Source organism: Terrimicrobium sacchariphilum, assembly GCF_001613545.1.
In the GTDB taxonomy this organism is placed as follows: Bacteria; Verrucomicrobiota; Verrucomicrobiia; order Chthoniobacterales; family Terrimicrobiaceae; genus Terrimicrobium; species Terrimicrobium sacchariphilum.
This window is the reverse complement of record NZ_BDCO01000002.1, coordinates 3,532,275-3,556,112: the sequence shown is the minus strand read 5'-3', so window position 1 is coordinate 3,556,112 and position 23,838 is coordinate 3,532,275. Positions and strand designations below refer to the sequence as shown.

The following is a 23,838-nucleotide window of genomic DNA, read 5'->3' as shown; positions in this document are numbered from 1 at the left end:
CAACTTGCTAGGTTTTTGTGAGTCTTTCAAGGTTTGAATCGTCCTCCGCGTCCGGACATCATGGCATTTTGCACTATATCGAAAAGTCGGTTGAGCTGATCGCGGGAAGCGAGCCGGTATTCCACCGTGTGGGCATGGGTCGTGGTGGGGTAGTTTTTCGTCACCTTGCGCCAGACGTCGCTGGTCTCGGTGCGCTCCATGGCTTCATCGATCTTGGCTTTGGCGAAATTGATCGTGCTCTGCCCGATCCCATCGGGGGCTTGGGGCACGTTGGGCTCGATGTAGTAAAATCGGGCCAGTTCGGACCCGAAGGTGCCGATATTGGCCTCATAAACCCGTGCGGCGCCGTCGACCACGTACTCGTGGGTGCTGAGCGTGCTGATATTTGAGAGCTTGATGAGGAAGTCGCCTCCCGGGAGCTGGAGCCAAAGGAAGTCGCGATTGGTCATCGCGGGAGTGGCTGAGGCGGAGGGAGATGCCGATGGGCTGGCCGTTTGCGCGCAAAGATCCGGCAAGCTGGCGAGAGCCAGCACCGATGCGGTCGCCAGCAAGCAGTGCCGCAGATTGAGCATTCCCCAGAATCCCAGCTTTTTCCCTCTCGCGCAAATCAGAATCTGCCGATAGATAGCCGCATGCCCAATTATCGCCCGAATGTCGCCTTCATCCTGAGCAACGCTGCCGGGGAGATCCTCGTGTGCGAACGCAGCGATTGGGCCGGGTGCTGGCAATTTGCCCAGGGCGGGGTAAAGAGCGGGGAGGCTTTCATCGACGCGCTCTACCGCGAAGTGGAGGAGGAACTCTGCCTGAAGCGCTCCGATTACGAGGTTCTTTCTTCGCGGGGTCCATACCGGTATCTTTTTGTCAATGGCCGCAAAAAGGAGGGATTCGACGGGCAGGAGCAGTATTATTTCCTGGGCCGTCTGATCAATCCCGACGCGAAAGTGCGCTTTGACGGGGAGTCTGACGAGTTCCGCGCCGCGCGCTGGATCCGGCCGGCTGCGTTTGACCTGAATTGGGTGCCTGAGATGAAGCGTGAGGTCTACGCCAGTGTGCTGCGGGATTTCTTCGGTATCGAGCTGGGCGGCGGCGTAATGAGCGACGAGGCTGCGGCCTGACCGGCTTGCACCTATCGGGAATCCGCCTGATTTATTCTTATGCAGGAGATGGGCAAGATGCTGGTGATTGCCGGAGTGGTGCTGGCGGTGATCGGCGGACTGCTTTGGTGGGGTAAAGGGTTTCGTCTGCCTGGCGATATCTTTGTCGAGAGAGGAGGCTTCTCCTTTGGATTTCCTATCGTCACGTGCATCCTCATCAGCATCGTGCTGACAGTGGTGCTGAATCTTTTTCGGCGATAGTTCGACCTGCTTTTTTGCTCGCGAAGCGCGAGCATCGGGTGTTTGCTACCCCGCATGAAAACCTTGGCGACTTTCCTCGGCGCCGTTGTGCTCGCGTTCTCCCTGAATGCTTGCGGTATGTTGCAGGCGAAATATGACGCGAATGGCAAAGCCACCGCGGCCTACCTGCAGAGTAAAAACACAGGATCCCCGCGTACGAATGTCGAGGGTCTCTGGTACTCGCCCCAGTGGGGTGTGGTCGTGCTGAATCAGACGCCCAAGGGCGAGCTGACCGGTATCTTCCAGGATGCCTATCGGGTGCAGGGTTGGGTCGTGGGCAAGAGCGCCTACCTCGTCCTCATCGATGACGACTGGACCGAATACACGGTGGAGCTCCAGCGCCAGAGCACCGAGAAGCTCACCGGCTTTTATTCGTCCAGCGTGCCATTTTCCGACAAGGACAAGACACCCTTGGAACTCTACAGGATCGATAGATAGCGTATGAAACGCCTGCTTTCGATTGTCTCCCTGGCAGCCGTGCTCGGTCTGTCCGGGTGCGGAGTGTTCTCGGAGATCAGTGACGAACGTTACTCGCGCAACAATGCCAAGGGTCGGGAATGGCTCTCGGACCAGACGATGCCTGCGGAGATCAATATCGGCGGCAACTGGCACTCGGGTGACTGGGGCTACGCCTCCTTCTCGCAGGAGGGTCGTCGTGTGACCGGTAATCTGGGTAATTACGCCATCAAAGGCGTCGTGAGTGGCAACAAGGCCTATCTCGTCGCCAGCCAGGATGGCTGGGATTACTACAGTGTGATCCTCGAGCGCGATGGTGAGTATTCCCTCAAGGGACGCTACTCGCGCAGCATCCCCTACCAGAAGTGGAATCGGGGCGATTTCCGCCTCGAGCGCCGCTAGGGACTCAGGAAACGAACGTAGGAAAACTGAAAAGGGCTGGGCGAAAGGCGTCCAGCCCGGGTTTTTCTCAGACCACGCACTCGCGTGTGAGCTCGCATTATTGGGCGAGGGAGAGTGATCTCGAGCTCGCCCTAAATAGGGCATGTCCTTTTCTCTTTGAGGTTCTCGGAGAGCGGTACGCCTCAGAGCTGCGCGACTTCCGGTTGGAAGGGCGTGCTTTTGGAGGGAAAAATTTAACCCCTCCCTCGTACGCGGGGCGACCCGGAGGCCTGCCCCGCGAATCGGGGAGGAAAGGGATGTTGATTACCTGTTGAATTCCGTGGCGAGCAGGGTGGCGTTGTGACCGCCGAAACCGAAGGAATTGCTCATTGCCACGGTGACCTTCTTTTCGCGGGCGATCTTTGGCACGTAGTCGAGATCGCATTCCGGGTCGGGTTCATCGAGATTGATGGTCGGCGGAATGATCCCGTGCTTGATGGCCAGCGCGCAGGCGGCGAACTCCACCCCACCCGCCGCACCGAGAAGGTGGCCGGTCATGGACTTGGTCGAGCTTACCATCGTCTTCTTGGCGTGGTCGCCGAGGGCCAGCTTGATCGCCTTGGTCTCGCAAAGGTCACCGATCGGGGTCGAGGTGCCATGGGCGTTGATGTAGTCGATCTGCTCAGGATTGATCTTGGCATGACGCATGGCGCTCTTCATGCAACGAGCGGCGCCTTCGCCCTCAGGGAGGGGCTGGGTCATGTGGTAGGCATCGGCGCTGAGGCCGTAGCCTGCGAGCTCACAATAGATGTGCGCTCCCCGCTTCTTGGCGTGCTCCAGCTCCTCGAGGATTACGAGACCGGCACCTTCGCCCATTACGAATCCGTCGCGGTCCTTGTCAAATGGACGCGAGGCCTTTTCAGGCTCGTCATTGCGGAGAGAAAGGGCGCGCATGGCGGCAAAACCGGACATGCCGAGCTGGGTGATGGTCGCTTCCGTGCCGCCTGCGATGAAGAAGTCGGCATCGTCAAACTTGATCATGCGCCAGGCCTCGCCGATCGAGTGATTGGCGGTGGCGCAGGCCGTGACGATCGACATATTGGGCCCGCGAAGGTCGTACTCCATGGAGACGAGACCGCTGGCCATGTTGCTGATCATCATGGCGATGGTGAAAGGGGAGACGCGGGACGGGCCGCGCTCGAAAAGGCGGCGACACTCGTCCTCCATGCTCTTGAGGCCGCCGATCCCGGAGCCAATCATCACGCCGAAGCGCTCGCGGTCCACGGAGTCGAGGTCGATGCCAGAGTCGGCCAGGGCGCTCTTGGCCGCAGCCATGGCGAGCTGGGTGAAGCGGTCGGTACGACGGGCGTCCTTCGGGGACTTGAAGTGCTTGGCGGGCTCGAAATCCCGTACCTCGCCGGCGATCTTGCAGTCGTAGATCTCGGAATCAAAGGCGGTATAGCGCTGAACGCCGCTGCGTCCCTCGGTAAGGCTCTTCCAGAAGGTTTCAATATCGCTGCCCACGGGGCTGACAACGCCCAATCCGGTGACTACAACTCTGCGTTCGCTCATTTCGGTAGATAAAAAGGTTGATCCCCGAGGGGAGTTCTAAGACAGCGGGAAGCCCTTGCGGTTGGCAATCTTTATTTCGCTGCCTTTCGGCGGTAGGAAACTCGGTGCTCGCCGCACGTTTTGCAAGGCTAGAAGGTGCGAACCTTGTCTCGCTCGGTCAGGCCGCCGCAGCCGGGGCAGCGGGGCAGTTCCGCCTTGGAGGCATCGGAGAACTCCATTCCGCACACCGCGCATTTCAGCCGCCCCCTCAGGGCGCGCCTTGTCCGGGCCTTTCGGACCAGTTCGTAAGACATCCAGATTACAAAAATCCCTGCGAGGAAGACCGCAGCGTACACAAAGACGAGGGTGGGCAGGGACAGACGGATCATGAGTCGGTGGAGCGTCGAATATCGTTCCCCCAGAGGAAACGCGCAACTCCCCAGCCCGCGGCACCCGGGGCGAATCGGCCGCGCGCGAGGTACTCGATGGCACAGCGATCGAGGATTTCGTTGCCCGAGGACTCTTCCAGCGGGGCGATGTGGACCACCCTGCCATCGGCATCCACGCCGACCAGCACCTCGATGGGACGTAGGACGATCTTGGTCGGGGCGACGAATTCGAACTTCTCAGGAGGTGTGAAGGCGCGAGTGGCGAGATCGCCGGAGAATCTTACCGCGGTGGGCAACCCTGGTTGAACGGGGAACTTCGGGGGGCCGGCTTCTCGCGAGAGCGGATCGATGGCAAGGGGCGGGGTTTTGAGCTGGGCGGCGGGCAGCGCGTCAAGCGCTGGAGGATTGGCCTCGTAGCTGGCAGTGTAGGTAGTCTCCGGTGACCGCCAGGCTTCCCGCTCTCCGCGTTGCTCGGGGGAAAAAAGTGAGGGGTCCGAGGCATCGAGCAGGGCACGAATCCCTCCGGCCTCGGTCGAGTCGGTGCGGAGGAAAAAGACCTGGGCGGAACGGTCGGCGCGCCGGGGTGCCTTCACATCAGTGATCTGGAAGACCACGATGCACGCGGCGTGGAGGAGGAAGGCCACCACGATCATCAGGGGAAGGGCAATGTGGATATTGTGCCGCGAGGGCCACTCAAAGTGGGAAAGCGACAGCTTCACAAGCCAGGAGTCTGCTCGGTGGAGGCGAGGACGACGGGGAATCCCAACTCGAGAGCGATATTCATCACCGCGGAGATCTGGTCATAGAAGGCCCGCTTGTCGGCCTTGATTACGATCGTCTGTGTGCGCCCCTTCAGCGACGAGAGTCGCGTGCGCAACTCGGCCTCGCTCACCTGCTGGTTTTCAAAATAGATCGCCGAAAGAGGCGGGGGAGTGATGGCAATGACGCGTGGATTGCGTTGCGGGGAAAGGATGAAAGGCGACTTGGGCAGGTTGACGGCGACGCCGGGCTGGAGCAGGAAGCTCGAGCTGATGAGCAGAAACACGATCAGCACCAGCGCGAGTTGAATGCCTGGCGCGAGGTACAGAACCCCCGGGATGGGGGCGGCTGTCCGCCGGAGTTTCACGAGGCGGAGGTCGGTTTGCGGCCCTGCACCTCATCGAGGATGCCCAGGATCTCAATGCCCGTGCGCTCCATGTCATGAATAAGCGCATTCACGCGGGCCGAGAGATAACTGTAGGCGACGAAGGCCGGAATGGCCACCGCCAGCGAGGAGGCGGAGGTGAGCAGACTCAGATACACGCCGTCGGCAATGTCGGCTGCGGTCGCATAGCCGCTCTGGGCGGCTATGGTTTCGAAAGCGCTGAGTAATCCCAGCAGCGTGCCGAGTAGCCCCAGCAGTGGAGTGCCGTAGGCGATGGTGGCAAGGAGTGGAAGATTGCGCTCAAGCTTGGGGACTTCCAGTTGACCCGCCTCCTCGGCGATCTCGCGCAGTTCGGTACGCGGGCGAGTGTGGCGGAGGATTACGGCGTGCGCTACGCGGGCCACCGGGCCGGGTGTGGTGGCGCACTCCTGCAGCGCTTCAGCATAGTCACCCTTGCGCAGGATGTTGGCCAAGCCCCGGAGCAGATCCCCCACGGCGATGGAGGCCCGGTGCAGGTAGAGAAGCCGCTCGAGGAACACCCCCAGGGCTACCACGCTGCACACTACGATCAGCCACATGATCGGGCCGCCTTTTTGCAAAAGATCCAACATCGTCGCTTCGGTTTATCCGGTGCCGCGGAAAAGTTCAATTCACCCTTCGAGCGTCGCGGGGTGCGACGATGGCAGGGGTTTGGGCAGGTTGGCTTTGCCAAGAGCTTCGATGACCAGCTGGAGCTTCTCACGTACGCCGGGGATGAAGCCCCGGTCTTTGTGCAGCACGAGCAGGCACAGATCCTCCTGATGGAAGAAGGTGATCGGGCCTTTCTCCGAGTGGATCGTCACGGCGGGCACTGCGCCAATGCCCATCTTGGCGGAGGATTCCCGCATCGCTCGCAGCATCTCCAGCGCATGGGCGCTGAGGGAGACGAGATCGATGGAGTCCGGGACATTGTGCGATGCGATAACACTCGCACCATGGGATAGCACGCATGAGTTGATGCCCGGCAGTGCTCCGCACAACTGGACGATGCGATCGACCGACAGGTACTCCTCGGTAAGAAAGATGGATTGGATCTCGTCCTGGTTGCCCACGGCGTCAGGACCCTTTTTCGGCAGATGCTCGGTCTCGACCAGCACCGCTGGAGAGGCTTTTGCCAAAGGCTGAGGGATGGGAGACTCCGGCTTCATCGGCTCTGCCTTAGCGACGGGTTCCGCCTTGATGGGTTCGGGCTTTGCCGGCTCGAGTGTCGGCGTTTGCTCGCTCCTGGAGGGCGACTCGGAGGCCGGAGCGATCGGGGCATCCGGAGGTACCGACACTTCCGTGATCGGCGGTTTGGCGGATTCGACAGACTTTACCGTGTCCCCCGGGGATTTGATCGACTCCTTGACGGCGATTTCGCCCTTTTGGGTCTCGGCTTTTTCGACTTCAGGATCGGTATCCGGCTTGGGAAGAGGATCGACCGGAGGCGGAGGAGGCGGCGGGGTAAAGCCCGCGGGCAAGGGATGCTCGCCACTGAGAGGAGCCGGAGGTGCGATGTGAATCTTCGGCGGGGGCAACTCGACTCTCGCCCGCTTTGTGATCGGGGTAGGAGGAGCGGGAGGAGTAGTCGAGATGGGCGTCGGCGGAGGTGCTGCCTTGCGCTTGAAGATCGGCAGCATGGAAAAAATCGTTTTGGCTGGAGGGTGCTGCGGCTGCACCGGAGCAGGTATCGGGGCTGGAGGCGGTGTGGCAGGCGCGAGTGTTTCGGCCGCTGGCGCTGGAGGCGGCGGAGCAACGGTCTCGCTCCCGATAGCCGGGGTCTCCGGGCGTCGCGGTGGGAGGGGCCGGGCCGGTCGGCTCAGGGAACCCGTTTTCTCCAATGAGTCGCCGGAGTCGGAGCCTGGTTTTGGCTGAGGCTCTTGTTTCGGAGCCTCAGGTTTTGCGTGTTCCTGGGCATGTGCCGTGGATTCCGGCTTTGACTCAGTGGTCGATGGCGTTTCCGATTTTGCCTCAGGGGCTTTTGGTGGCAGGGGCAGCAGGTCTTCCGTGTCAGGGCGAAGCTTGAAGGGAGTCAGGCGGCTCGTGACCTTTTTGTCCTCAAGTGCGTCTTTGGATTCCTTCGGCGCGAAATCATTGCTCTCCTTTTGATCATCGTCGCTCGAGGGCAGGACGATGTCGATGAGCGGTGCGGGTTCCTTGATGACCTCACTATGGGTTTCAAGAGTGTACGTCCTTGCCAGGCGGGCGATGGGCAGAGCGACCTTGATATCCTCGCCAACCGCCTGAAAACACTCCGGGGCGATTTCTGCCAGCCGGCTCATGGAGACCTTTGGCACGGGGCCGGTCAGGACCTCAGTGGCCGGGAGATCGATCAGCTTTTCCGCATTATAGCCACGGACCCAGTATGCATCCGGGACGATGGCAAGCAGGTCGCCAGCGCGCAGGGAGAGTTTCTCCGGAGGGGTCTGGTAGTACCGGTAACGCGGCCCCGCGGGAACGACGGAAGCGGGCGATGATGCAGACTGTTGAGATGGTTTCGGCACTTTGGATTGTTTCACGAGGAGTTTGCGATTATCCCACGATGGCTTAATCCTGCAACAGTGGAACTCGATTTCAAATTTACCTCAGATGGCCTCATTCCCGCCATCCTCCAGGAGTATACCGGAGGAGAAGGCGCACCACGCGGCCGCATCCTCATGTTTGCCTGGTTGAACCGGGAAGCTCTCGAAAAATCCCTCTCCACCGGGCTCATGCACTACTGGAGCCGCTCACGGCAGAAACTCTGGCTTAAGGGCGAAACCAGCGGGCACACCCAGAAAATTCACCGCTGGTATGTGGACTGCGACCGCGATGTGCTCCTCTTCGAGATTTCGCAAACCGGCGGAGCCTGCCACACCGGCTATCAGAGCTGTTTCTTTCAGGAACTTGATATGGAAGGGAAATCCCTCCCGATCAAGGAAGAGAAGGCTTTCGACGACTCCGCCGTCTACAAGAAGTAGCCCGCTCTGCGTTCTCCTTTACAATGGCGGCTGGGGCGCTTCCCAGTCGCCAGGGAGATTTCCTACCCCCAGAGGGGCCTTTGCGCGAGATAGAGCTGTTTGGTGTAGTGAAACGGATACTTCTCGGCCGCTTCGCGCTTGGCGGGATTGTTGGGAATGCGCTTCAGAGCCTGATAGGCCTCGATTTCCTCCCAGATACGCTCCATCTGCACCTTCGGCTGTCCGGGATGGAAGAGAACGACGCGGTTTTTGATCCCAAGCAGGATCTCCGGGGGAATCCTCGGAACCCCTGAGGCTGAGCCTCCAGTGGGAACTGTGTCTACACCTGCTTGCAACGTGCCAGCTGCCAGCACCAGAGCGATTGCCAAGGCGAATGCTTTCATCGTGCGAAATGGGGTTACCTCAAGGCAGTCTGTCACCCGATTTTCCGGAAAACACGACAAAAGTGAGTGGGCGACCTTCGCTTTTTCGCTTTAGCCCGGAGGCAAATTTGAGAAGATACGCGTCGCGCCGCCGACCAGGTGGCACGCCACCGACGATATGAGGCCCTTCTACCTGCTTGCCGCCGTTGTCATAGTCACCGTCGCATGGTTGATCTATACGAAGTTCCTCGCCGCGGATGAGGCGGCGCAGTCGCCCCCCGTCCCATCCCTCAACGCAGCAGCTCCCCAGCCCCATGGTTTGACTCCGGAACAAGTCCGGAATCGCAAGGAAATCCTGAAAACCTACCAACGGCAACTTCGCGAAAGCACGAGCGTGAAGGACAAAAAGGCCCTGCAGGACAAAATCAACGCCCTCCAAAAAGAAATCGCCGGCTCCTGAGCGAAATCCACTCGTCACGATCAAAAGTGGCGCGCCCGGCTGGGATCGAACCAGCGACCATCGGTTTAGAAGACCGGTGCTCTATCCACTGAGCTACGGGCGCAAATTGTTGATAATCAACGTCTTTATCTGGCTGCTTTCGCCGTCCGTTTGATTTTTCTACGGTGCTGTTCTGCGGTGCGGATGCGAAATCCGGCTCCACGATCCCCAAAAAGATGGGCTAAACAGCTCCGGCAGAACCTCATTCGGCAAGGCGAGAGCAGCCGCTACTATGCCCGAATCTGGAGCAACGGCAAAGAAGTTTGGAAGGCGCTCAAGACGTCCCATTTTTCCGTGGCCGAGGCCCGGCTTTCGAAGGTCAAAAACGAGCAGCGAGCGCGGGCGAACGTAGAGGTTGCTACAACGGACGCCTATGCTTTAGCAAGAGATGAAAGATTGATGCCGCAGCTAGTCTGTGACCTCTTTGATCGGGATGGTTTAGTCCGTTGATGAGCCAGAGATCGGTGTCCAGGTCGCAACGCGCCAGTCGTTGCCATTCCTTGTGTATATCTGCCAATGGGACCTGATATTGGCTTGCGACACGACGGACCTCGTCTGCGTAGCGTCCGAGCATGCCGCTATTTTGCGTCTCAAGGATTTTGTCCGTCATGGGCAGGTGCTCGGGATGAATGCGATGACTCGGCTTCCGAGCCATGAATGGTGGCGTTAGCAGTATGATGTCTGCACTACTCTGTTCCCGGATGCGGTGAACGATGGAGCTGAGTCCCTCGCCGAATGAAGATAACCCCGCCTCGCCCATAAGCGAATCGTTCAGGCCAAATGCGATTAACACCAGGTCCGGCTGATAGGCGATGACATCGCGGTCGAGACGCTCGAGCGCCTGAGGTAAGCCGCCGCCGGAGACTCCGGCGTTGATGGTGGAAAAGGTCGTATTGGGGAAAAAATCCTCGAGGCTTGATTGCAGGACGCGATGGTAGACGTGGCGGCTATCCAGGAAATTATGCTCCATCACGCCCTGAGTGACGCTGTCTCCGAAAGCCACCGTGATGATCGGCGATTGGGAGACATCACGGGCCTTCTCGGCAATACGCTCAAAAAACCTCTTCACGACAGTGCTCCAAAGAGCAGTTCGCGCATCCAACGCGTCGACCGGGTGGCATCGCCGGAGGCGATCAGGCGGCGGATTTCATCCTGCCTCCCCGCAGTAAGCAATTTCTCAAGCGAACGAAGAAAGGCGACGCTCTCGCTCACCGCCGCTGCGCCATCCTCGCGATAGGGATACTGGTCCATCGAGTACCAGCCCGAGTACCCGGTCTCCTTCAGCCAGTGCAGTAGCTCGAGGTACTCCACCGTGTGAAGTGAACCGACGATCATGTCGTCATCCCACGTCCGGTAGTTGTCATTGAAATGCATGTGGAACAGCCGCTCTTCGTGGTGCTGGAGCAGCACGGCAGATTCCGCGACGTTCTCTCCTGCCATGAGAGCGTGGCCCACGTCGATGCATACACCCACATTGGGCAGGCCGGTCTCCACCGCCATCAGCAGAGTATCCGCCGCGCGCGCCTGGAAGGAATGGGTGCGCGGCTCCTTCGGCTTGTACTCCAGGGCAAATCGCAGACCGGGATACTCGGCGGCGACGGTGCGGATTCCCTCCATGAGGTCGCTGCGCTGGCGGCGGTAGTCGGCCGTGAGAGGGTAGTCGTAACCATCCTGCCCCAGCCATAGGTTGATCAACGGGCAGCCGATATCGAGAGCGATGCGGCAGACCGAGCGGGTCTCTTCCAGCGCCTCGCGGCGTGTTCCCGGGTCCTTTGCGCTGAAGCTGCCATTTCCCCAGCGTTTTTGGGAGAAAAGGTCGGGGATGATCGAGACGCACTCCAGTTTGGCTGCGGACAGCGTGTGTTTCATCTCGCGGGCGTTGGCTTCGGTGATGTCCCAGGAGCCGACGAGTTCGATGCCCTGGATACCGGGGATCTCTGCAGCCTGGCGGATCATTTCCTCCTTGGGGCGGGATTCTTTATAGCCGGTCGGGAGGAATCGGTCGCAGGTATTCCCGAGGTTGCCGAGAATGACGGAGTAGCGGTTAGGGGTGATCATATGAGGGAGTGGTGGGGAAAATGGGTGGCCGGACGGAGACCTCCACGCCGACCGGGGCCTGTACCGACGTCTCCACCTTCCCGTCGGCACAAAGCCTCCAGGCGAGCCGCAACAGGCCGTGCGGGGTGCAGACGACGGCGCTAGCGTGGGTGACGTCCTCTACGCGCGGAGCGATGGAGACCTTGCTCCAGCCCGGGCCCAGGAGGCGAAGGTCAAAAAAATGCACTGGCAGCAGCCAGACCGGGGAGCTGGACCAACCGTGGCAGTGACTGCGGGTGGGAAATCTTGACTGCTCCTGATTGACCATTTCCCACGCCGTAGTCGACCCGGCGGCGACCATTCTCCCCCAGAAATCGCGCACCATTTTGATCACCTCCGAGGGATGAGATTCCCGTATGGCGCTGAGGAGAAAATAAAGAGCATTGGGACTGCCGACCGGGGCCATGTCCGGTGCAGGGCGCAGGCAATTTTCCAAGGCCCTGTCGCGACGGCTCTCAGGCAGAACGCCGAAGAGGAGGGCCAGAAATGACGTGTGCTGGCTGGTTTTTCGGCTGGGCATTCCGTCGGGCAGGATGGCATCCGGAAAAGAGCCGGTCTGGTCATCCCACAGAAGGTTGATGGAGGACCTCAGTTCCGCCAGCCGGGAGGCGATGCGCGAGGCGTCCCCGGCTTTCCCGAGGACCTCCGCACAACGCTTCCCTGCTTCCAGCGCCCCGGCGAGCAGCAGGCTGTTGTGAAGCACGGTTTCCTGGTTCTGGTCGATGGGCGTCCAATCGAAGAAATTCCACGCTTTCGCGGAAAATAGTCCACGGTCGGTGCAGAGCCGGGAGGCCTCGTCGAGATTCTTCAGGACGGCTGGGAAAATGCGAGCCAGCCAGTCGGCGTCGCCGGTCTGCCAATACGTGTCCCACACGCCGATGCCCCAGAGAAAGCTGAAGGACGGTATGACCGCATCCCACCCGCTCGGGCACTGGCTGACTACCAAAGCGGAACCTCGAAGCGAATGACTCGCAACCTCTGCGCTGTGCCGCAACAGGTCATACGCGCCAAAAGCGTGCGCGGAGAAGAGCGCCTCGTTTCGCGCATCCCCCACCCAGTAGGTCTGCTCATACGTCGGGCAATCGGTGTAGGTATCCTCCATGCAAAGAAGGAGCGTGCGCTGGCTGATGGCAAAGATCCTGTTTAACTCCTCGTCGGAGCAGGAGAACGTGCCGACGGTTTCCGGTGAATAGGTCGACTCAATGACCCGTAGCGCATGGATCACCACAGGCGCGTCGCGGAAGACGAGCAAGGCGTATCGTATCCCGCGCCGCTGTCGGGAAATGAAGTGATTCCGTCCCTCTCTCGCCGTGTATCGGAGTGAATTGCGGTACGAGATCGACTCCTGGTAGAGATATTGAATCGTCGCCGAGCCGTCATCATCTCGCTCCAGATGCTCGAAGAAATAGGCATCGACCACCGCTCCCGCCGGGGCATCAAAATCCATTTCAAAGTAGCCGACGCTCATCGCCCCGAGGTCTATCAGGAGACGGGTGCCTGCACGGGAGATTTGCGTGGGAATGGGGCTTGCCGCGAGAGGTTCAGCTGATTTCACCCGATCGGTGCGGATCGCAAAATAGGCATCCTTCGTGACTGCTGAAGAGTGAGGCAATACACGGGTCTTGCTTCCGGATACAGAGCGGAAAGACGCCTCATTCTTCGCCTGGGTAAACTGTGAAACAACGCGGCTGGTTTCCTTTTGATCCGCCTGAAACATACCTCCGAACGATGGCGCGAAAGGCCGGACCAGCCTGGCCTCGTCCGCCGGGTTGAGGAAGTTGTTCGTCAGGATGTCGGTGGTCCAGAGGGGGCCGCTGGAGAGCCATGGCGAGGCGGGCCACTCGATCGGGTGGTCCGCCCAGTACCCGAAAGCCAGCTCGGTCGCGTGATCGTACTCCGTGCAGACGGCGATCGATATCCAGGATTCGCCGGGCGATAGCTGGACGGTGGTCCGAAACAGATCGTCCTCTTTTTCCAATGGGAGGGAAACACCATTCACCTGCACCGAGGCAACCGGGCCGAGCAGATGGAAGTCTGCTGTGGTTTTCGCTGAGCAGGAGAAGGTTGCTCCCAGCACTCCGGCCATGCCGAGGATGTTGATACCCAACGGCTGCGGGGAAAAAAGCCGCCTCACGGGAAATGTCCACGAGCGGTCGATCGGCATCACACAGGTGGTCGCGAGTGCGTAACGGAAGTCGCGCGGAATGCGGGTCAGCGGCCGGGTTGGGCGAGGGAAAAGGGAAGATGACGACTCGCTTGCGCCCGGTGCCTCGATCGCGGGAGAGCCTGCCTGCTCCAATGCCGTGGCGGAGTAATGCTCCTCAAAACCGAGCTGGCAGCAGGCCCGCGGGACGTGCTGGAGATTTCTGGTGTCGCGCCGAGCCGTCCACGACGTATCGCTCTTCAGTACCGTCTGGCCGTCCAGGCGCAACGAGCAGAGCAGAAAGGGAGGCGTATTGAGGGATTGGAAGGTATCCACTCCCCAGTGAGTCACGGCGATCTCGATGCGATTGCTGCCTGAGCGCAGGTGCTTCGTTATGTCCCAATCGTCATAATATCGATGATCGGGATAGCTTCGCGCTGGTCCGTCCCCGATCCACTCCCCATTCACCCGCAGCCGGTAGCGGCTCTCGGCCACCAGCGCGAACATCGCCTGCCCGGAAATGGCGGGCAGGGTGATGTCGCGCTCGAAGAGGAAATGGGAATTGACCTCTCCGGCCTGGTGATCCCCAGCCCAGATCCGTTTCGTACCGTCGAAGGGTGTGTTGGACACGGCTATTCTCCGTAGGTGTCGACGAGCGAGCGTATCGTGAGGCGCTGCTTGAGCTCGGCGAGGGTGAGATCGTCGCTCAGGCGCACCTGGACGGCGTGACTCTCACCGGGATAAAGATCGAAGAAATTATCGCTGGCGCGAAAAGCAGTATCCCCGAGATCAAATTCCACCTGATGATGAAACCCCTTGCTGTGAAACTCCATTTCCCAATGGCCTGCGGTCTTCCGCCTGGCGGAGTAACGAATCCTCGTTCGTGGCAGCTCCATGAATTTCGGAGCCGTGAGAAACACCGTATCCTGGGAGAGAATCTCGCCCGCCACGCGCAGTGCGACGCGCAGATACAGGACGTTGCGCCCGTACCGGGCGATCTCATGCGAGAGGTCGAGCTTTTCAACGAGCCGCGAGCTTCCCGGCTCCAGTCGGATATTGCGCCCGGTGGAAAGAACCTGCCGACCATCGATGTGGTATAGAGTCCACTCCAGGCGAGCCTTTGTTGTCTTGGCGAGATCGGAGACTGCATACAGTGCCACCTCGTGGATCGTATTGCGCAGGCGATTGTGCTTTTCCTGCGTCTCGTCGCCGAGCAGACGGGCGGAGACCAGCACCGGAGCATAGAAACGCCGCGCCGCATAGTGCAGCGCCTTCCAGCGTCCGCCAAACTCCAGGCTGCTCCAGGAAAAGCCTGGCCACGTGTCGTTGAGCTGCCAATATAGTGAGCCCATCGTACAAGGCATCGAGCGGCGAAAGTGCTCCACGCCGACCTTCATGCAGTACGCCTGATTCAGCTGCGAGAGATAGGCGAGGCTGGCATAATCCAGCGGGAAACGGTAGCGGCGAGAGATGTACTCGAGAATGATGAGATTGCCCGCGGGATTTTTCTGGTGGGCCTCCATCACCGGGCTGAGAACATTGAGTTCGCCGGTCGGGCAGAAGGTGCGCGCCACTTGCGGGGAACTGTACGACTGCATGCCAAATTCCGAGCAGAAGCGGAACCGCTTGGTCTCGTAGGTATTCACCGGCTTGCGCGCGTGCCAGACTTCCCAGAAGTGACTGTCGCCTGCGTCCTCGCTGTTGTGGCCGAGTTCATACCCCGCGGGGTTATGGGGAGTCGATGGCCAGTAGGCCGTTACCCCATCGTATCTGGCCACCGCATCCGGGAGAATTCGGTAAAAGACATTCTCGTAGGCCGCCTTCCGCTGCTTGGTTTTCAGAATCTCGGCGGGTGATTGCTCGATCTCATTATTGCCGCACCAGAGTGCGAGGCAGGCTCGATGGGCGAGCCGCGCGACCTGATGGCGGGCCTCCTGCTCGACGCTCCGGAGGAACTCCTTGGTGCCGGGGTACAGCGCACAGGCAAACATGAAGTCCTGCCACACGAGCAGCCCCTTTTCATCGCAGAGATCGTAAAACTCCTCCATCTCGTAGATCCCGCCGCCCCAGACGCGGATCATGTTCATATTGGCCTCGACGGCACTAGTCAGCAGATCGTCGTAATCCTGCCGCCGTACCTCCGTGACAAAGCTATGCGCCGGAATCCAGTTGGCCCCCTTGGCGAAAATCGCACGTCCGTTGACGACAAATTGAAACGTCTCACCAAACTCATCCGCATGCCGGTCGAGCACGATCGTGCGCAGGCCGATGCGTCGCTGCCAGGTATCCACCACCTCTCCGCGCTCGATCAGCGTGATCTCGATCTCATAGAGCGGCTGCGATCCATGCCCGGCGGGCCACCACAGCTCGGGCTTGCGAATGTGAAAGGCTCCGTCCTTGAGCGTGGCGACCGTTTTCCCCTGGCGCCGGATCACTCCCGCGACCTGTCCTTTCCTTGCGAGATCTGGGTGCATTATGATCGTGACGTCTCCCGCTTCATGTCGCTGCTCGACGCGCACCGAGCGGATACGATTGCGCGACCACGCGTGCAGGCGCAGCGGTTTGTAAATCCCGCAGGTGGCGAGACGCGGACCCCAGTCCCAGCCAAAAGAGCACTGCTCCTTGCGGATGTGCGATGAGCCGCCGACCGGATCATTGGCCTCCGGCATGTCGCTAGGGCTTTGCCGCGCCCGGATGTACTCCATCGGACTGGAGAAAACGACCTCAAGGCGATTGCCCTTTGGCTTAAGCAGCGAGCGAACGTCCCACCGGTACTCCAGGAACATGTTCTCGGTGTGCGAGATGATCTCGCCGTTGAGGATCACTTCCGCGAGCGTATCGAGGCCCTCGGCTACGAGTTCAACGTGCTCCGATGCAAGGGTTCCCTCCTCCAGGTCAAAGTCGCAGCGGTACCTCCAGGCTCGCTCTTCGATCCATTGCACCTTCTCCTCGTTTTGCTCCAGAAAGGGGTGCGGGATCAGTTTGTGTCGCAGCAGGTCGGTGTGAACACAGCCGGGAACCTCGGCTTCATGCCACTTGGGCGCGTCGGATTCCGAGAAAAACCACCGTATCGAAGGGGAGGAGGAAAGATTCATGAACAGGAAAGACAACTACCTCTGTAACACTGCTCTTTCGGAAATCCATTTAAAAGTTACGTAACTTTCTTTTGACATTTCGGGAGAAATGGAATTTATTTCGCACCAATGAACATTACAGCGATCGCAAAAGCCTCCGGAGTTTCCGTTGCGACCGTCTCCCGGATCTTGAATCACGAGGACGGCGTGAGCGACGAAGTGCGCCGCAAGACGATGGAGGTGATCGAGCGCAACGGTTACCGGCCTCGCGGGAATGTTCGCCGCAACACGCGTTTAGGTGTCGTGGTACGCAGTGATGCGCCGAGCTTTGACAGTTTCTTCTCCCGGGTATTTACCGGCGTGTCGGCCTATGCCTTTGAGGCAGGCATTGAGACCTCACTGATTTACTTTAGCCCGAAGCAGGTCGGCGAGTCGGTTTCGCTGGCGGAGATCTTGCGTAAAAAGCGCTGCAACGGTGCAGTTATGATTTCGCCAGCCGAAGCGGATGATGTCGAGTCCATGAAGGCGGCGCGCATTCCGCTCGTACTGGTCACCTCCCGCCGCGAGGAAAAGAGCGTCGGTTATATTGACTGCAACTGTTTCCAGGGAGCCTATGAGCAGACGCGCTATCTCATTCGCCTCGGTCATCGTCGCATTGGGTTTCTCTGCGGTCAGCTTGACGGAAACGTCGACCACCAGGAACGCCTGGCAGGATTCAAGAAGGCCATGGAGGAGGCGGAGATTAAGCTGCCGAGCGGACTCATCGTCGAGCACGATGCCTCCGGGCTGAGCGAGTTCGCCGGATACAAGCAGGCGGGCTGGCTCCTGGATCGCGATCCCTCCGTGACGGCCATCTTTGCCACTAATGACCTGATGGCATGCGGCGCGATCTGCCGCTGTGCCGAGATGGGGCTCAAGGTGCCCGAGGATATCTCGGTGGTTGGGTATGACGACAATCCTGGCAGCCGTTTTTACAATCCGCCGCTCACCACGGTACGCCAACCGCTTCGCCGCATGGGCTACGACGCCGCGCGCGCGGTCGACCTGAAGCTGAAAGGCAAGTCCGAAGAGCTTCCCACACAGGTTCTTGAGAACGAATTGATCGTGCGCCAGTCCTGCGCGCCGCCGTCTCGCTGACTTTTCCCTGTCCCCTCCAGCAACTCAACTCCCTCCCCACATGCGTATCATCAACACCTCCATCCTTACTGCGGCAGTTGCCTTCGTGATTGCCGGTGTCACTCCGTGCTCCGCGGTGCTCTTGTCCAACAACAATACGAGCGGAGACTATCCGGGCAGTGTCGTAAAGCTCTCCACCGGCGCTACCTACACCTGGGGGACTAATACCAGTGCTGGCAATGGTCCGGGCAACACGGATTCCCAGACCCTCGCGCAGGACACTTCGTTTACCAAGATGGTGGACGGAACCAGCGCCAGCGGCGGCGGCAACTTTGCCACCTTCTCGGCTTGGGACTCCAGTGTGGGACAGACCGCGATCTTTAATCTGAACAACGTCTACCGCATCGAGTACGTCACGATCTCCGCGCTGTTCAACTCCTCCAACAATACCGCGGGTGTCGGCTTGTTCCAGGCCTACACCAGCACTGATGGGGTGAACTACACACTTTTCGGTCGCTGGACAGATCCCGCTCCATCCGATGGCAGCAACCAGATCCTGACGATCAACCCGGCGGCTGCGGTCAACGCCCAATACGTGATGTTTTACACCAACCGTTATGCTCCAAATGCCGGAGAACCCGTGCTTCCCGGCCAGACCTACTACCATCAGGTGGTGCTCGGCGAAATGGCGGTTTGGGGAACCGTTCCGGAACCCAAGACCTGGGGCCTGATCATTGCGGGACTCGCATTCATCGCTATTATTAAACGACGCAAGGCAGCCTAAACAGCCTGCCTCCTCCCCCCCCAGAACACCTCATGAACCCGGGCCGTCGCATGACTCGCCGATCCCACCCTGGCGAAGCTTTCACTCTGGTAGAGTTGCTCGCCGCCATCGGAGTGATCGCGATCCTGGCTGCCCTGCTCATTCCCGGGATGAAAAACGCCGTGGCAAAGAGCAAGGAAACCAAGTGTGTCGCCAATCTGCGGCAGATCGGCGCGGCCTTCATCATGTATGCTGGTGAGCACAATGGACGTATCGGCAATTATGATACGGACAACCTTCTCGGCTGGGGAGGCAATCCTCCCATGTGGGGAGGGCCTTCCCTCTCCCAGCGTACACTCGGTCCCTACCTGCCGAATGCCGAGGTCTTTCACTGCCCGGCAGACATCGGAGGAGCTGGCGGGAACGATCTCAAGAACTCGAACTTCAAATGGGCAGGCAACAGTTACGAAGTGGCCAACTCCACGGAACGCGGCGTGACCTACCTCAGTGCCTCCAATGGATATCGGCCCGGCAATTCCGTGCCTGGCACCCTGGCCGCCGTGGAGGAACCATCAAAGGTCATTCTTGCCTTCGATGCCACCTTTCTGCGTTCGCCCACGGTTTACTGGCATCCCAAGGATCGCTCCAATGTCGCGCTGCTCGACGGTCATGTGGAATCCATGCCTAATCAGTGGGGACGTGCCTACCCGAAGAATCCTGAGGGTTTTTCCTTTGGCTGGAATGGCTGGGGACAGGGCGGCCTCTGGGATGACGGCCAGAAGTAAAACTCCCATCCGGATACGGATTCCATCCGCAAAATTTACCGCATTTCCATGAAATACTCCCTATTCCGAAAATCCCTCCCCGGAGCCTTTGCTATCGCTCTCGGGCTGTCGACTGCCTGGGCGGAGGTTGGCTCGCCTTATTATGGCACGTACGACTATCCGGAGCAGCCGGGTCTCGACAAATTGATCGAGGCGGACCCCAACAAATCCCTGCTGACCAACAAGGACTCTGGTCCCACCGGCCCGCAGAATGTCTTCGGTGCGTGGGATGTAAAAAACCTCAGCATCGACTGGAGCTTTGACGAGTTGCTTAAGTTCAGTGGCATGGAGGTGGTCATCACCCATCCGGCGGCCGACCTGCCACAGAGCCATCCCGACCGGGTGCGGATTTATGCCGATGATGACCTGAATGGCGAGCCGGTGGCGGAAATCGAGATCCCCTTTGAATCTGGCGCGATCCAAAAGGTGTCCGTGGAGTTTGCGACACCGATCGTGGCCAAGAAGCTCCGCACTCAGTTCGTCACGGATCACAACCAGATCGTCCTCTCCGAGGTGACATTCGACGCTCAGCCCGCAGGCGATGAGCAACCGACAAAAAAAAAAGCCCTAGTTCCCACTGAAAGCTATCGCGAGGTGGCGTTTCTGCCCAGCCCGGGTCTGCCGGGCCGGGCGAGGGCGGCGATCCCCTTCTTCGGTGTGTGTGGACACCTCATGCACACCGATTTTTTTTTCCCCGCCAAGGCCAGAACGGTTGATGGCGCTCCCCGACCGGCTTATTGGGGCCAGGAGTATATCCTTCCCCTGCTGCAGCAAAGCGGCATCCAAACCGTGCGGGAGCCGCTTTACCAACCGTTCTTCGTCGGGGACAAGCCCTTCGCTGGCGGCAACAACCGTACCGCTGCGGAAAACCGGGCCCACGTCGAGAAATGCCTGAAGCAGTACGACGAGGCTGGCATCTCGGTGTTGCTGGTCCCGATGTTTGGCAAGAAATCCGATCCCAATGTCGCCGCCTTCGCAAAGTGGATCGGCCAATTAGCAAAAGACCATCCCTCCGTTACCGCAGTCGAACTGCACAATGAACCCAATCTCAAGGGATTCTGGGATGGATCGATCGAGGAATTCGTAGCCTCCGCGCGGGCCTTTGCCAAAGCCATACGCGAGGTTGCGCCGGACACCCATCTCGTCGTGGGATCTGTCTCGGGATGGGGCGGGGCATGGGAACACGAAAACCTCAAGGAGCTCGTGGAAGGCCCAAAAGACATCGCCCGGATCTGGTCGGAAAAAGCCTTTGAGCAAGGACTGCTCAAGTTTGCCGATGGAATCAGCGCGCATCCGTATCGCGGTGCCTCCGCCCCGGAAGGTGGCGATGTGTTGCAGGATCGTCTCGATCCGGAAGGTTATGAGAAAGAAGTCCGCGACTGGCTGGCTCTCGGCCGCGCGAAGACCCCGGAGAACAAATCTCTCCCCTTCTACATCACCGAGATCGGATACTCCGTAAGCAAGCAGGGCTACAGCAAGGTCGATAGCGAAATCCGGCAGGCGGATTATCTCACCCGCCAGGTGCTGCTCGCCCTGAACCTGCGTCTGCGCGGCGTGCCGGTGGCGGGCTTCTACTGGTATGACTTCAAGCAGGATGAGGTGGACTACGACTACGAGGCAAACTTTGGCATCGTTGCCAAAGATACCTCGCGCCTGCGTCCCGCCTTCCTGGCCTATCGACGCATCGCGGAAGCCTTTGGCGATGTCGGCTCGCTGGCCGCGATCGACCTGCCAGTGTCCTTCTCCGTTGCGCCGGAAAAGATCAAGTCCTTCTCCTGGTCGCGAGGTGGTTCGTACCTCATCGGATTCTGGCGCATGAACCAGCTGCAAAAGCGCGACGTCGACTTTGCCTCGCAGATCAGCCTGAAGGTTCCCCCAGATCAGCGGGTGGTATCGGTGGAATTGACTGATCTCAACGAGGATCGTTCGCGCCTGGTTGGATTTCGCGTGACCGAGGACAATACCCTGGAGGTTCCCCTCTGGGTCACAGCCCGCGCTGCATGGATTCAGGTCACGGTCGCCGCACGGGAGCCGGAGACTACGGCCGCGGCCAAGAGCTGATGCCCTGAAAGGTTCCAACGTCTCTCCCACCGCACCCACATTCCCGTCGGGTTTTTCCGACTCCTTGACTTTCCATGCATACGATCGACTGGCTGCTGATCTCGCTACCCCTTATTGGCCTCCTTTTTGTCGCGGTCTACACGCGAAGCTACATGAAAGGGGTCGCGGACTTTCTCTCTGGCGGACGAATGGCCGGTCGCTACCTGCTGGCTGTCGCAAAGGGAGAGCAGGGCGCGGGCGCGGTGGTCTTCGTGGGAACGTTCGAGATGATATCGCGGTCCGGCTTCGTTCTCTCGTGGTGGACGTGGCTGAGCATCCCCATCATGCTGATTGTCACGATCAGCGGATGGGTGATCTATCGCTTCCGCGAGACACGCGCTCTCACGCTGGCGCAGTTTTTTGAGATTCGCTACAGCAAGCGGTTCCGCCTCTTCACCGGGTTTCTCGGGTTTGCCGCCGGCATGGCCAACTTTGGCATCATCCCCGTGGTGGGGGCGAGATTCATGACGTATTTCCTCGGCCTTCCTCAGACGGTGAACATGTTTGGGTGGCAAATCGCCACGCACATTCCGCTGATGGCCCTGCTCCTGATCATCAGCCTGTCGCTGACGCTCTCCGGCGGCCTCATCACGCTCATGGTGACCAACTGCATCGAGGGCATGGTCACGATGGTCATCTTTGTCATCGTGATCGCCTTTCTCATGACGATGTTCAGCTGGGGCGAGGTATCCCAGGTGCTGGAGAATCGCCCGGCTGGCGAGTCGCTACTGAACCCGTTCGACTCCTTTGCCATCAAGGATTTCAACCTCTGGTTCATGCTCATGATCATCTTTGGCATGATCTACCGGACGATGGCATGGCAGAACCAGGGGGCCTATAGCACTGCCGCCGTGACAGCGCACGAATCGCGCATGGGCGGCATCATGGCCAACTGGAAAGGTCTCGGCAACGGAGCGGTCATTACCCTCCTCGCTGTTTGCGCGATGACCTTTCTCGCGCACCCCGACTTTACCGCGGCCTCCGCTGTGGCCAAGGCGGAGATCGCCCGGATCGGAGACCCGACTATGCAATCGCAGATGTCAGTCCCGATTGCCATCGTCTATATGCTTCCAGAAGGCATAAAGGGTCTCCTGTGCATCGTGCTGCTCATGGGCATCTTCGGAGGAGACGGTACGCATTTGCTCTCCTGGGGCAGCCTTTTTATTCAAGACGTCATCCTGCCGCTGCGCAAAAAGCCCTTTGCGCCCAATGATCACATCCGCCTCCTGCGGTGGTCCATGGTCGGCGTGGCGCTCTTCGCCTTTTGCTTTGGGTGCATGTTCAAGCAAACCGAGTACGTGATGATGTGGTTTGCGGTGACCGAGGCCCTCTACGTAGGCGGCGCAGGCATCGCCATCGTCGGGGGATTGTACTGGAAGAAAGGCACCACCGCCGGGGCCTGGGCGGGCTTGCTCACAGGTTTCACCTTTGTCTCCTCCGGCATCATCGCCCGGCAGATCTGGGGTGATGCCTTTCCCCTCAATGGCATGCAGATTTCCTTCTTCGGCTCGATCCTGGCCTGTGTCGTTTACGGTGCGGTCTCGCTCCTGACCTGTCGCGAGGACTTCAACATGGACCGCATGCTGCATCGCGGACAGTACGCCGTCGCCTCGGAGAAGAAGTTTGAAACTCGCTCGGAAAAACGCGTCACCTGGGGCAAGCTTATCGGTCTCGACGAGCACTTTACCAGTGGCGACAAGTGGCTCGCAGGCGGCATTTTTGTCTGGAGCATGATCTGGTTTATCGTTTTCGTCGTTGGTACCGCGTGGAACCTCATCGCCCCATGGCCGGTCGCGGTCTGGTCACACTTTTGGCATATCGTAGGCATCGGCATCCCCGTCTTTTTCGCCGCGGCGACGGCAATCTGGTTCACCTGGGGAGGCATCCGCGACATGAAGCTTTTCTTCAGCCGCCTCCGTCAGGAACGAGTCGACGTTCTCGACAACGGCATGGTCGTCAATCACCACAACGTCAGTGATCACTGAAGCCTTCGTTGCCTTAGGAATTGGTGTGCGTAATAGACGGATTCTCATCCATGGTTTTGGAAGCTCTGGAAGCCGATCTGCTTCGCTCAAAAGATGGCTCTCATGTAGTTCTTCTGGACTATCCTGAAACAAGATCCCGGATGGAGTGATCTTTGGAGGAGAAGTTTTCCTGTGCGTCGTGGATGCGCTTGATCGCATCCCATATGGTGCGAGTTGTTGATCTATTGATCTTAAACGTGCGGCGGATCAGATTGGTGGCGAATTTAATGGACGGCCGAGCGATTCCCTATGGAGATATTAAACCAGTTCTTGAGAACTGGCCTAAACTTGTTGCTGCGAGCATACTCCTTTCATCCTCCGTTTGATTTTTTCTACGGTGCTGTTCTGCGGTGCGGATGCGAAATCCGGCTCCACGATCCCCAAAAAGATGGGCTAAACAGCTCCGGCAGAACCTCATTCGGCAAGGCGAGAGCAGCCGCTACTATGCCCGAATCTGGAGCAACGGCAAAGAAGTTTGGAAGGCGCTCGAGACATCCCATTTTTCCGTGGCCGAGGTCCGGCTTTCGAAGGTCAAAAACGAGC

General features: G+C 59.4%; 23 protein-coding genes and 1 tRNA gene. 11 read left to right on the top strand and 13 right to left on the bottom strand.

Going from position 1 to position 23,838, the window contains the following annotated elements; translation table 11 throughout:
* Positions 1–26: 26 nt before the first annotated feature.
* The gene (locus TSACC_RS16600) at positions 27–572 is read right to left on the bottom strand and encodes a hypothetical protein (protein ID WP_075080341.1); all 546 of its coding nucleotides are present in this window, start codon (positions 570–572) and stop codon (positions 27–29) included.
* Between the two features lie 60 nt (positions 573–632).
* On the opposite strand from TSACC_RS16600, the gene TSACC_RS16595 reads away from it, so the two are divergent.
* The 4 genes from TSACC_RS16595 to TSACC_RS16580 are packed head-to-tail and all read left to right on the top strand — an operon-like array spanning position 633 to position 2,252.
* Complete coding sequence (locus tag TSACC_RS16595) at positions 633–1,115, top strand: NUDIX domain-containing protein (protein WP_075080340.1); 483 nt, start codon at positions 633–635, stop codon at positions 1,113–1,115.
* 39 nt (positions 1,116–1,154) lie between these two features.
* Positions 1,155–1,355 (top strand): DUF2905 domain-containing protein, encoded by a 201-nt coding sequence (locus tag TSACC_RS16590; protein WP_075080339.1) that lies wholly within the window; start codon positions 1,155–1,157, stop codon positions 1,353–1,355.
* A gap of 54 nt (positions 1,356–1,409) precedes the next feature.
* Entirely contained in the window at positions 1,410–1,832 is a 423-nt protein-coding gene (locus TSACC_RS16585) for a hypothetical protein (protein ID WP_075080338.1), read from the top strand.
* A 3-nt stretch (positions 1,833–1,835) separates the two neighbouring features.
* A complete protein-coding gene (locus TSACC_RS16580; RefSeq protein ID WP_075080337.1) occupies positions 1,836–2,252 on the top strand; it encodes a hypothetical protein in 417 nt (138 codons plus the stop codon).
* A 303-nt stretch (positions 2,253–2,555) separates the two neighbouring features.
* On the opposite strand, the gene fabF is transcribed toward TSACC_RS16580, so the two are convergent.
* The 6 genes from fabF to TSACC_RS16550 all read right to left on the bottom strand — a co-directional run bounded on the left by fabF (position 2,556) and on the right by TSACC_RS16550 (position 7,852).
* On the bottom strand, positions 2,556–3,803 hold the full coding sequence (fabF, locus tag TSACC_RS16575; protein ID WP_075080336.1) for a beta-ketoacyl-ACP synthase II: 1,248 nt from the start codon (positions 3,801–3,803) through the stop codon (positions 2,556–2,558).
* A 128-nt stretch (positions 3,804–3,931) separates the two neighbouring features.
* Positions 3,932–4,171: a hypothetical protein gene (locus TSACC_RS16570; protein ID WP_075080335.1), complete on the bottom strand. Its 240-nt coding sequence runs from the start codon at positions 4,169–4,171 to the stop codon at positions 3,932–3,934.
* Entirely contained in the window at positions 4,168–4,890 is a 723-nt protein-coding gene (locus TSACC_RS16565; protein ID WP_075080334.1) for an energy transducer TonB, read from the bottom strand. Before TSACC_RS16565 ends, TSACC_RS16570 begins: the two co-directional genes overlap by 4 nt.
* The gene (locus TSACC_RS16560; RefSeq protein ID WP_075080333.1) at positions 4,887–5,297 is read right to left on the bottom strand and encodes an ExbD/TolR family protein; all 411 of its coding nucleotides are present in this window, start codon (positions 5,295–5,297) and stop codon (positions 4,887–4,889) included. The genes TSACC_RS16565 and TSACC_RS16560 overlap by 4 nt, the downstream gene beginning before the upstream one ends.
* Positions 5,294–5,926, bottom strand: coding sequence for a MotA/TolQ/ExbB proton channel family protein (locus TSACC_RS16555; RefSeq protein ID WP_075080332.1), 633 nt, complete (start codon positions 5,924–5,926; stop codon positions 5,294–5,296). The genes TSACC_RS16560 and TSACC_RS16555 overlap by 4 nt, the downstream gene beginning before the upstream one ends.
* Before the next feature lie 39 nt (positions 5,927–5,965).
* Positions 5,966–7,852, bottom strand: a complete 1,887-nt coding sequence (locus tag TSACC_RS16550; protein WP_075080331.1) for a roadblock/LC7 domain-containing protein — start codon at positions 7,850–7,852, stop codon at positions 5,966–5,968.
* A 42-nt stretch (positions 7,853–7,894) separates the two neighbouring features.
* Between TSACC_RS16550 and hisI the strand changes: the two genes are divergently transcribed.
* Positions 7,895–8,293 carry a phosphoribosyl-AMP cyclohydrolase gene (gene hisI / locus TSACC_RS16545; RefSeq protein WP_075080330.1) on the top strand — a complete coding sequence of 133 codons (399 nt, stop codon included), beginning with the start codon at positions 7,895–7,897 and terminating at the stop codon, positions 8,291–8,293.
* 62 nt (positions 8,294–8,355) lie between these two features.
* Here hisI and TSACC_RS16540 read toward each other — a convergent pair whose 3' ends face one another.
* On the bottom strand, positions 8,356–8,676 hold the full coding sequence (locus TSACC_RS16540) for a hypothetical protein (RefSeq protein ID WP_153811490.1): 321 nt from the start codon (positions 8,674–8,676) through the stop codon (positions 8,356–8,358).
* Positions 8,677–8,833: 157 nt separating this feature from the next.
* Here TSACC_RS16540 and TSACC_RS16535 point away from each other — a divergent pair, with 157 nt between their 5' ends.
* Positions 8,834–9,115, top strand: a complete 282-nt coding sequence (locus TSACC_RS16535; RefSeq protein WP_075080328.1) for a hypothetical protein — start codon at positions 8,834–8,836, stop codon at positions 9,113–9,115.
* Between the two features lie 27 nt (positions 9,116–9,142).
* On the opposite strand, the gene TSACC_RS16530 is transcribed toward TSACC_RS16535, so the two are convergent.
* The 5 genes from TSACC_RS16530 to TSACC_RS16510 form a co-directional block, all read right to left on the bottom strand.
* Positions 9,143–9,218, bottom strand: a tRNA-Arg gene (locus tag TSACC_RS16530).
* A gap of 294 nt (positions 9,219–9,512) precedes the next feature.
* Positions 9,513–10,223, bottom strand: coding sequence for an SGNH/GDSL hydrolase family protein (locus TSACC_RS16525; protein WP_075080327.1), 711 nt, complete (start codon positions 10,221–10,223; stop codon positions 9,513–9,515).
* Positions 10,220–11,212 carry a sugar phosphate isomerase/epimerase family protein gene (locus tag TSACC_RS16520; RefSeq protein ID WP_075080326.1) on the bottom strand — a complete coding sequence of 331 codons (993 nt, stop codon included), beginning with the start codon at positions 11,210–11,212 and terminating at the stop codon, positions 10,220–10,222. Before TSACC_RS16520 ends, TSACC_RS16525 begins: the two co-directional genes overlap by 4 nt.
* Positions 11,199–14,024 (bottom strand): alpha-L-rhamnosidase-related protein, encoded by a 2,826-nt coding sequence (locus tag TSACC_RS16515; RefSeq protein WP_075080325.1) that lies wholly within the window; start codon positions 14,022–14,024, stop codon positions 11,199–11,201. The genes TSACC_RS16520 and TSACC_RS16515 overlap by 14 nt, the downstream gene beginning before the upstream one ends.
* Before the next feature lie 2 nt (positions 14,025–14,026).
* Positions 14,027–16,489: a beta-mannosidase gene (locus TSACC_RS16510; protein WP_075080324.1), complete on the bottom strand. Its 2,463-nt coding sequence runs from the start codon at positions 16,487–16,489 to the stop codon at positions 14,027–14,029.
* A gap of 108 nt (positions 16,490–16,597) precedes the next feature.
* Here TSACC_RS16510 and TSACC_RS16505 point away from each other — a divergent pair, with 108 nt between their 5' ends.
* The 5 genes from TSACC_RS16505 to TSACC_RS16485 all read left to right on the top strand — a co-directional run bounded on the left by TSACC_RS16505 (position 16,598) and on the right by TSACC_RS16485 (position 23,256).
* Complete coding sequence (locus tag TSACC_RS16505; RefSeq protein WP_075080323.1) at positions 16,598–17,605, top strand: LacI family DNA-binding transcriptional regulator; 1,008 nt, start codon at positions 16,598–16,600, stop codon at positions 17,603–17,605.
* Positions 17,606–17,645: 40 nt separating this feature from the next.
* Entirely contained in the window at positions 17,646–18,368 is a 723-nt protein-coding gene (locus tag TSACC_RS16500; protein WP_075080322.1) for a discoidin domain-containing protein, read from the top strand.
* A gap of 50 nt (positions 18,369–18,418) precedes the next feature.
* Complete coding sequence (locus TSACC_RS16495) at positions 18,419–19,132, top strand: type II secretion system protein (RefSeq protein ID WP_153811489.1); 714 nt, start codon at positions 18,419–18,421, stop codon at positions 19,130–19,132.
* A gap of 48 nt (positions 19,133–19,180) precedes the next feature.
* Positions 19,181–21,232, top strand: a complete 2,052-nt coding sequence (locus TSACC_RS16490; RefSeq protein WP_075080320.1) for a cellulase family glycosylhydrolase — start codon at positions 19,181–19,183, stop codon at positions 21,230–21,232.
* 74 nt (positions 21,233–21,306) lie between these two features.
* A complete protein-coding gene (locus tag TSACC_RS16485; protein ID WP_075080319.1) occupies positions 21,307–23,256 on the top strand; it encodes a sodium:solute symporter family protein in 1,950 nt (649 codons plus the stop codon).
* The last annotated feature ends 582 nt before the right edge of the window (positions 23,257–23,838 follow it).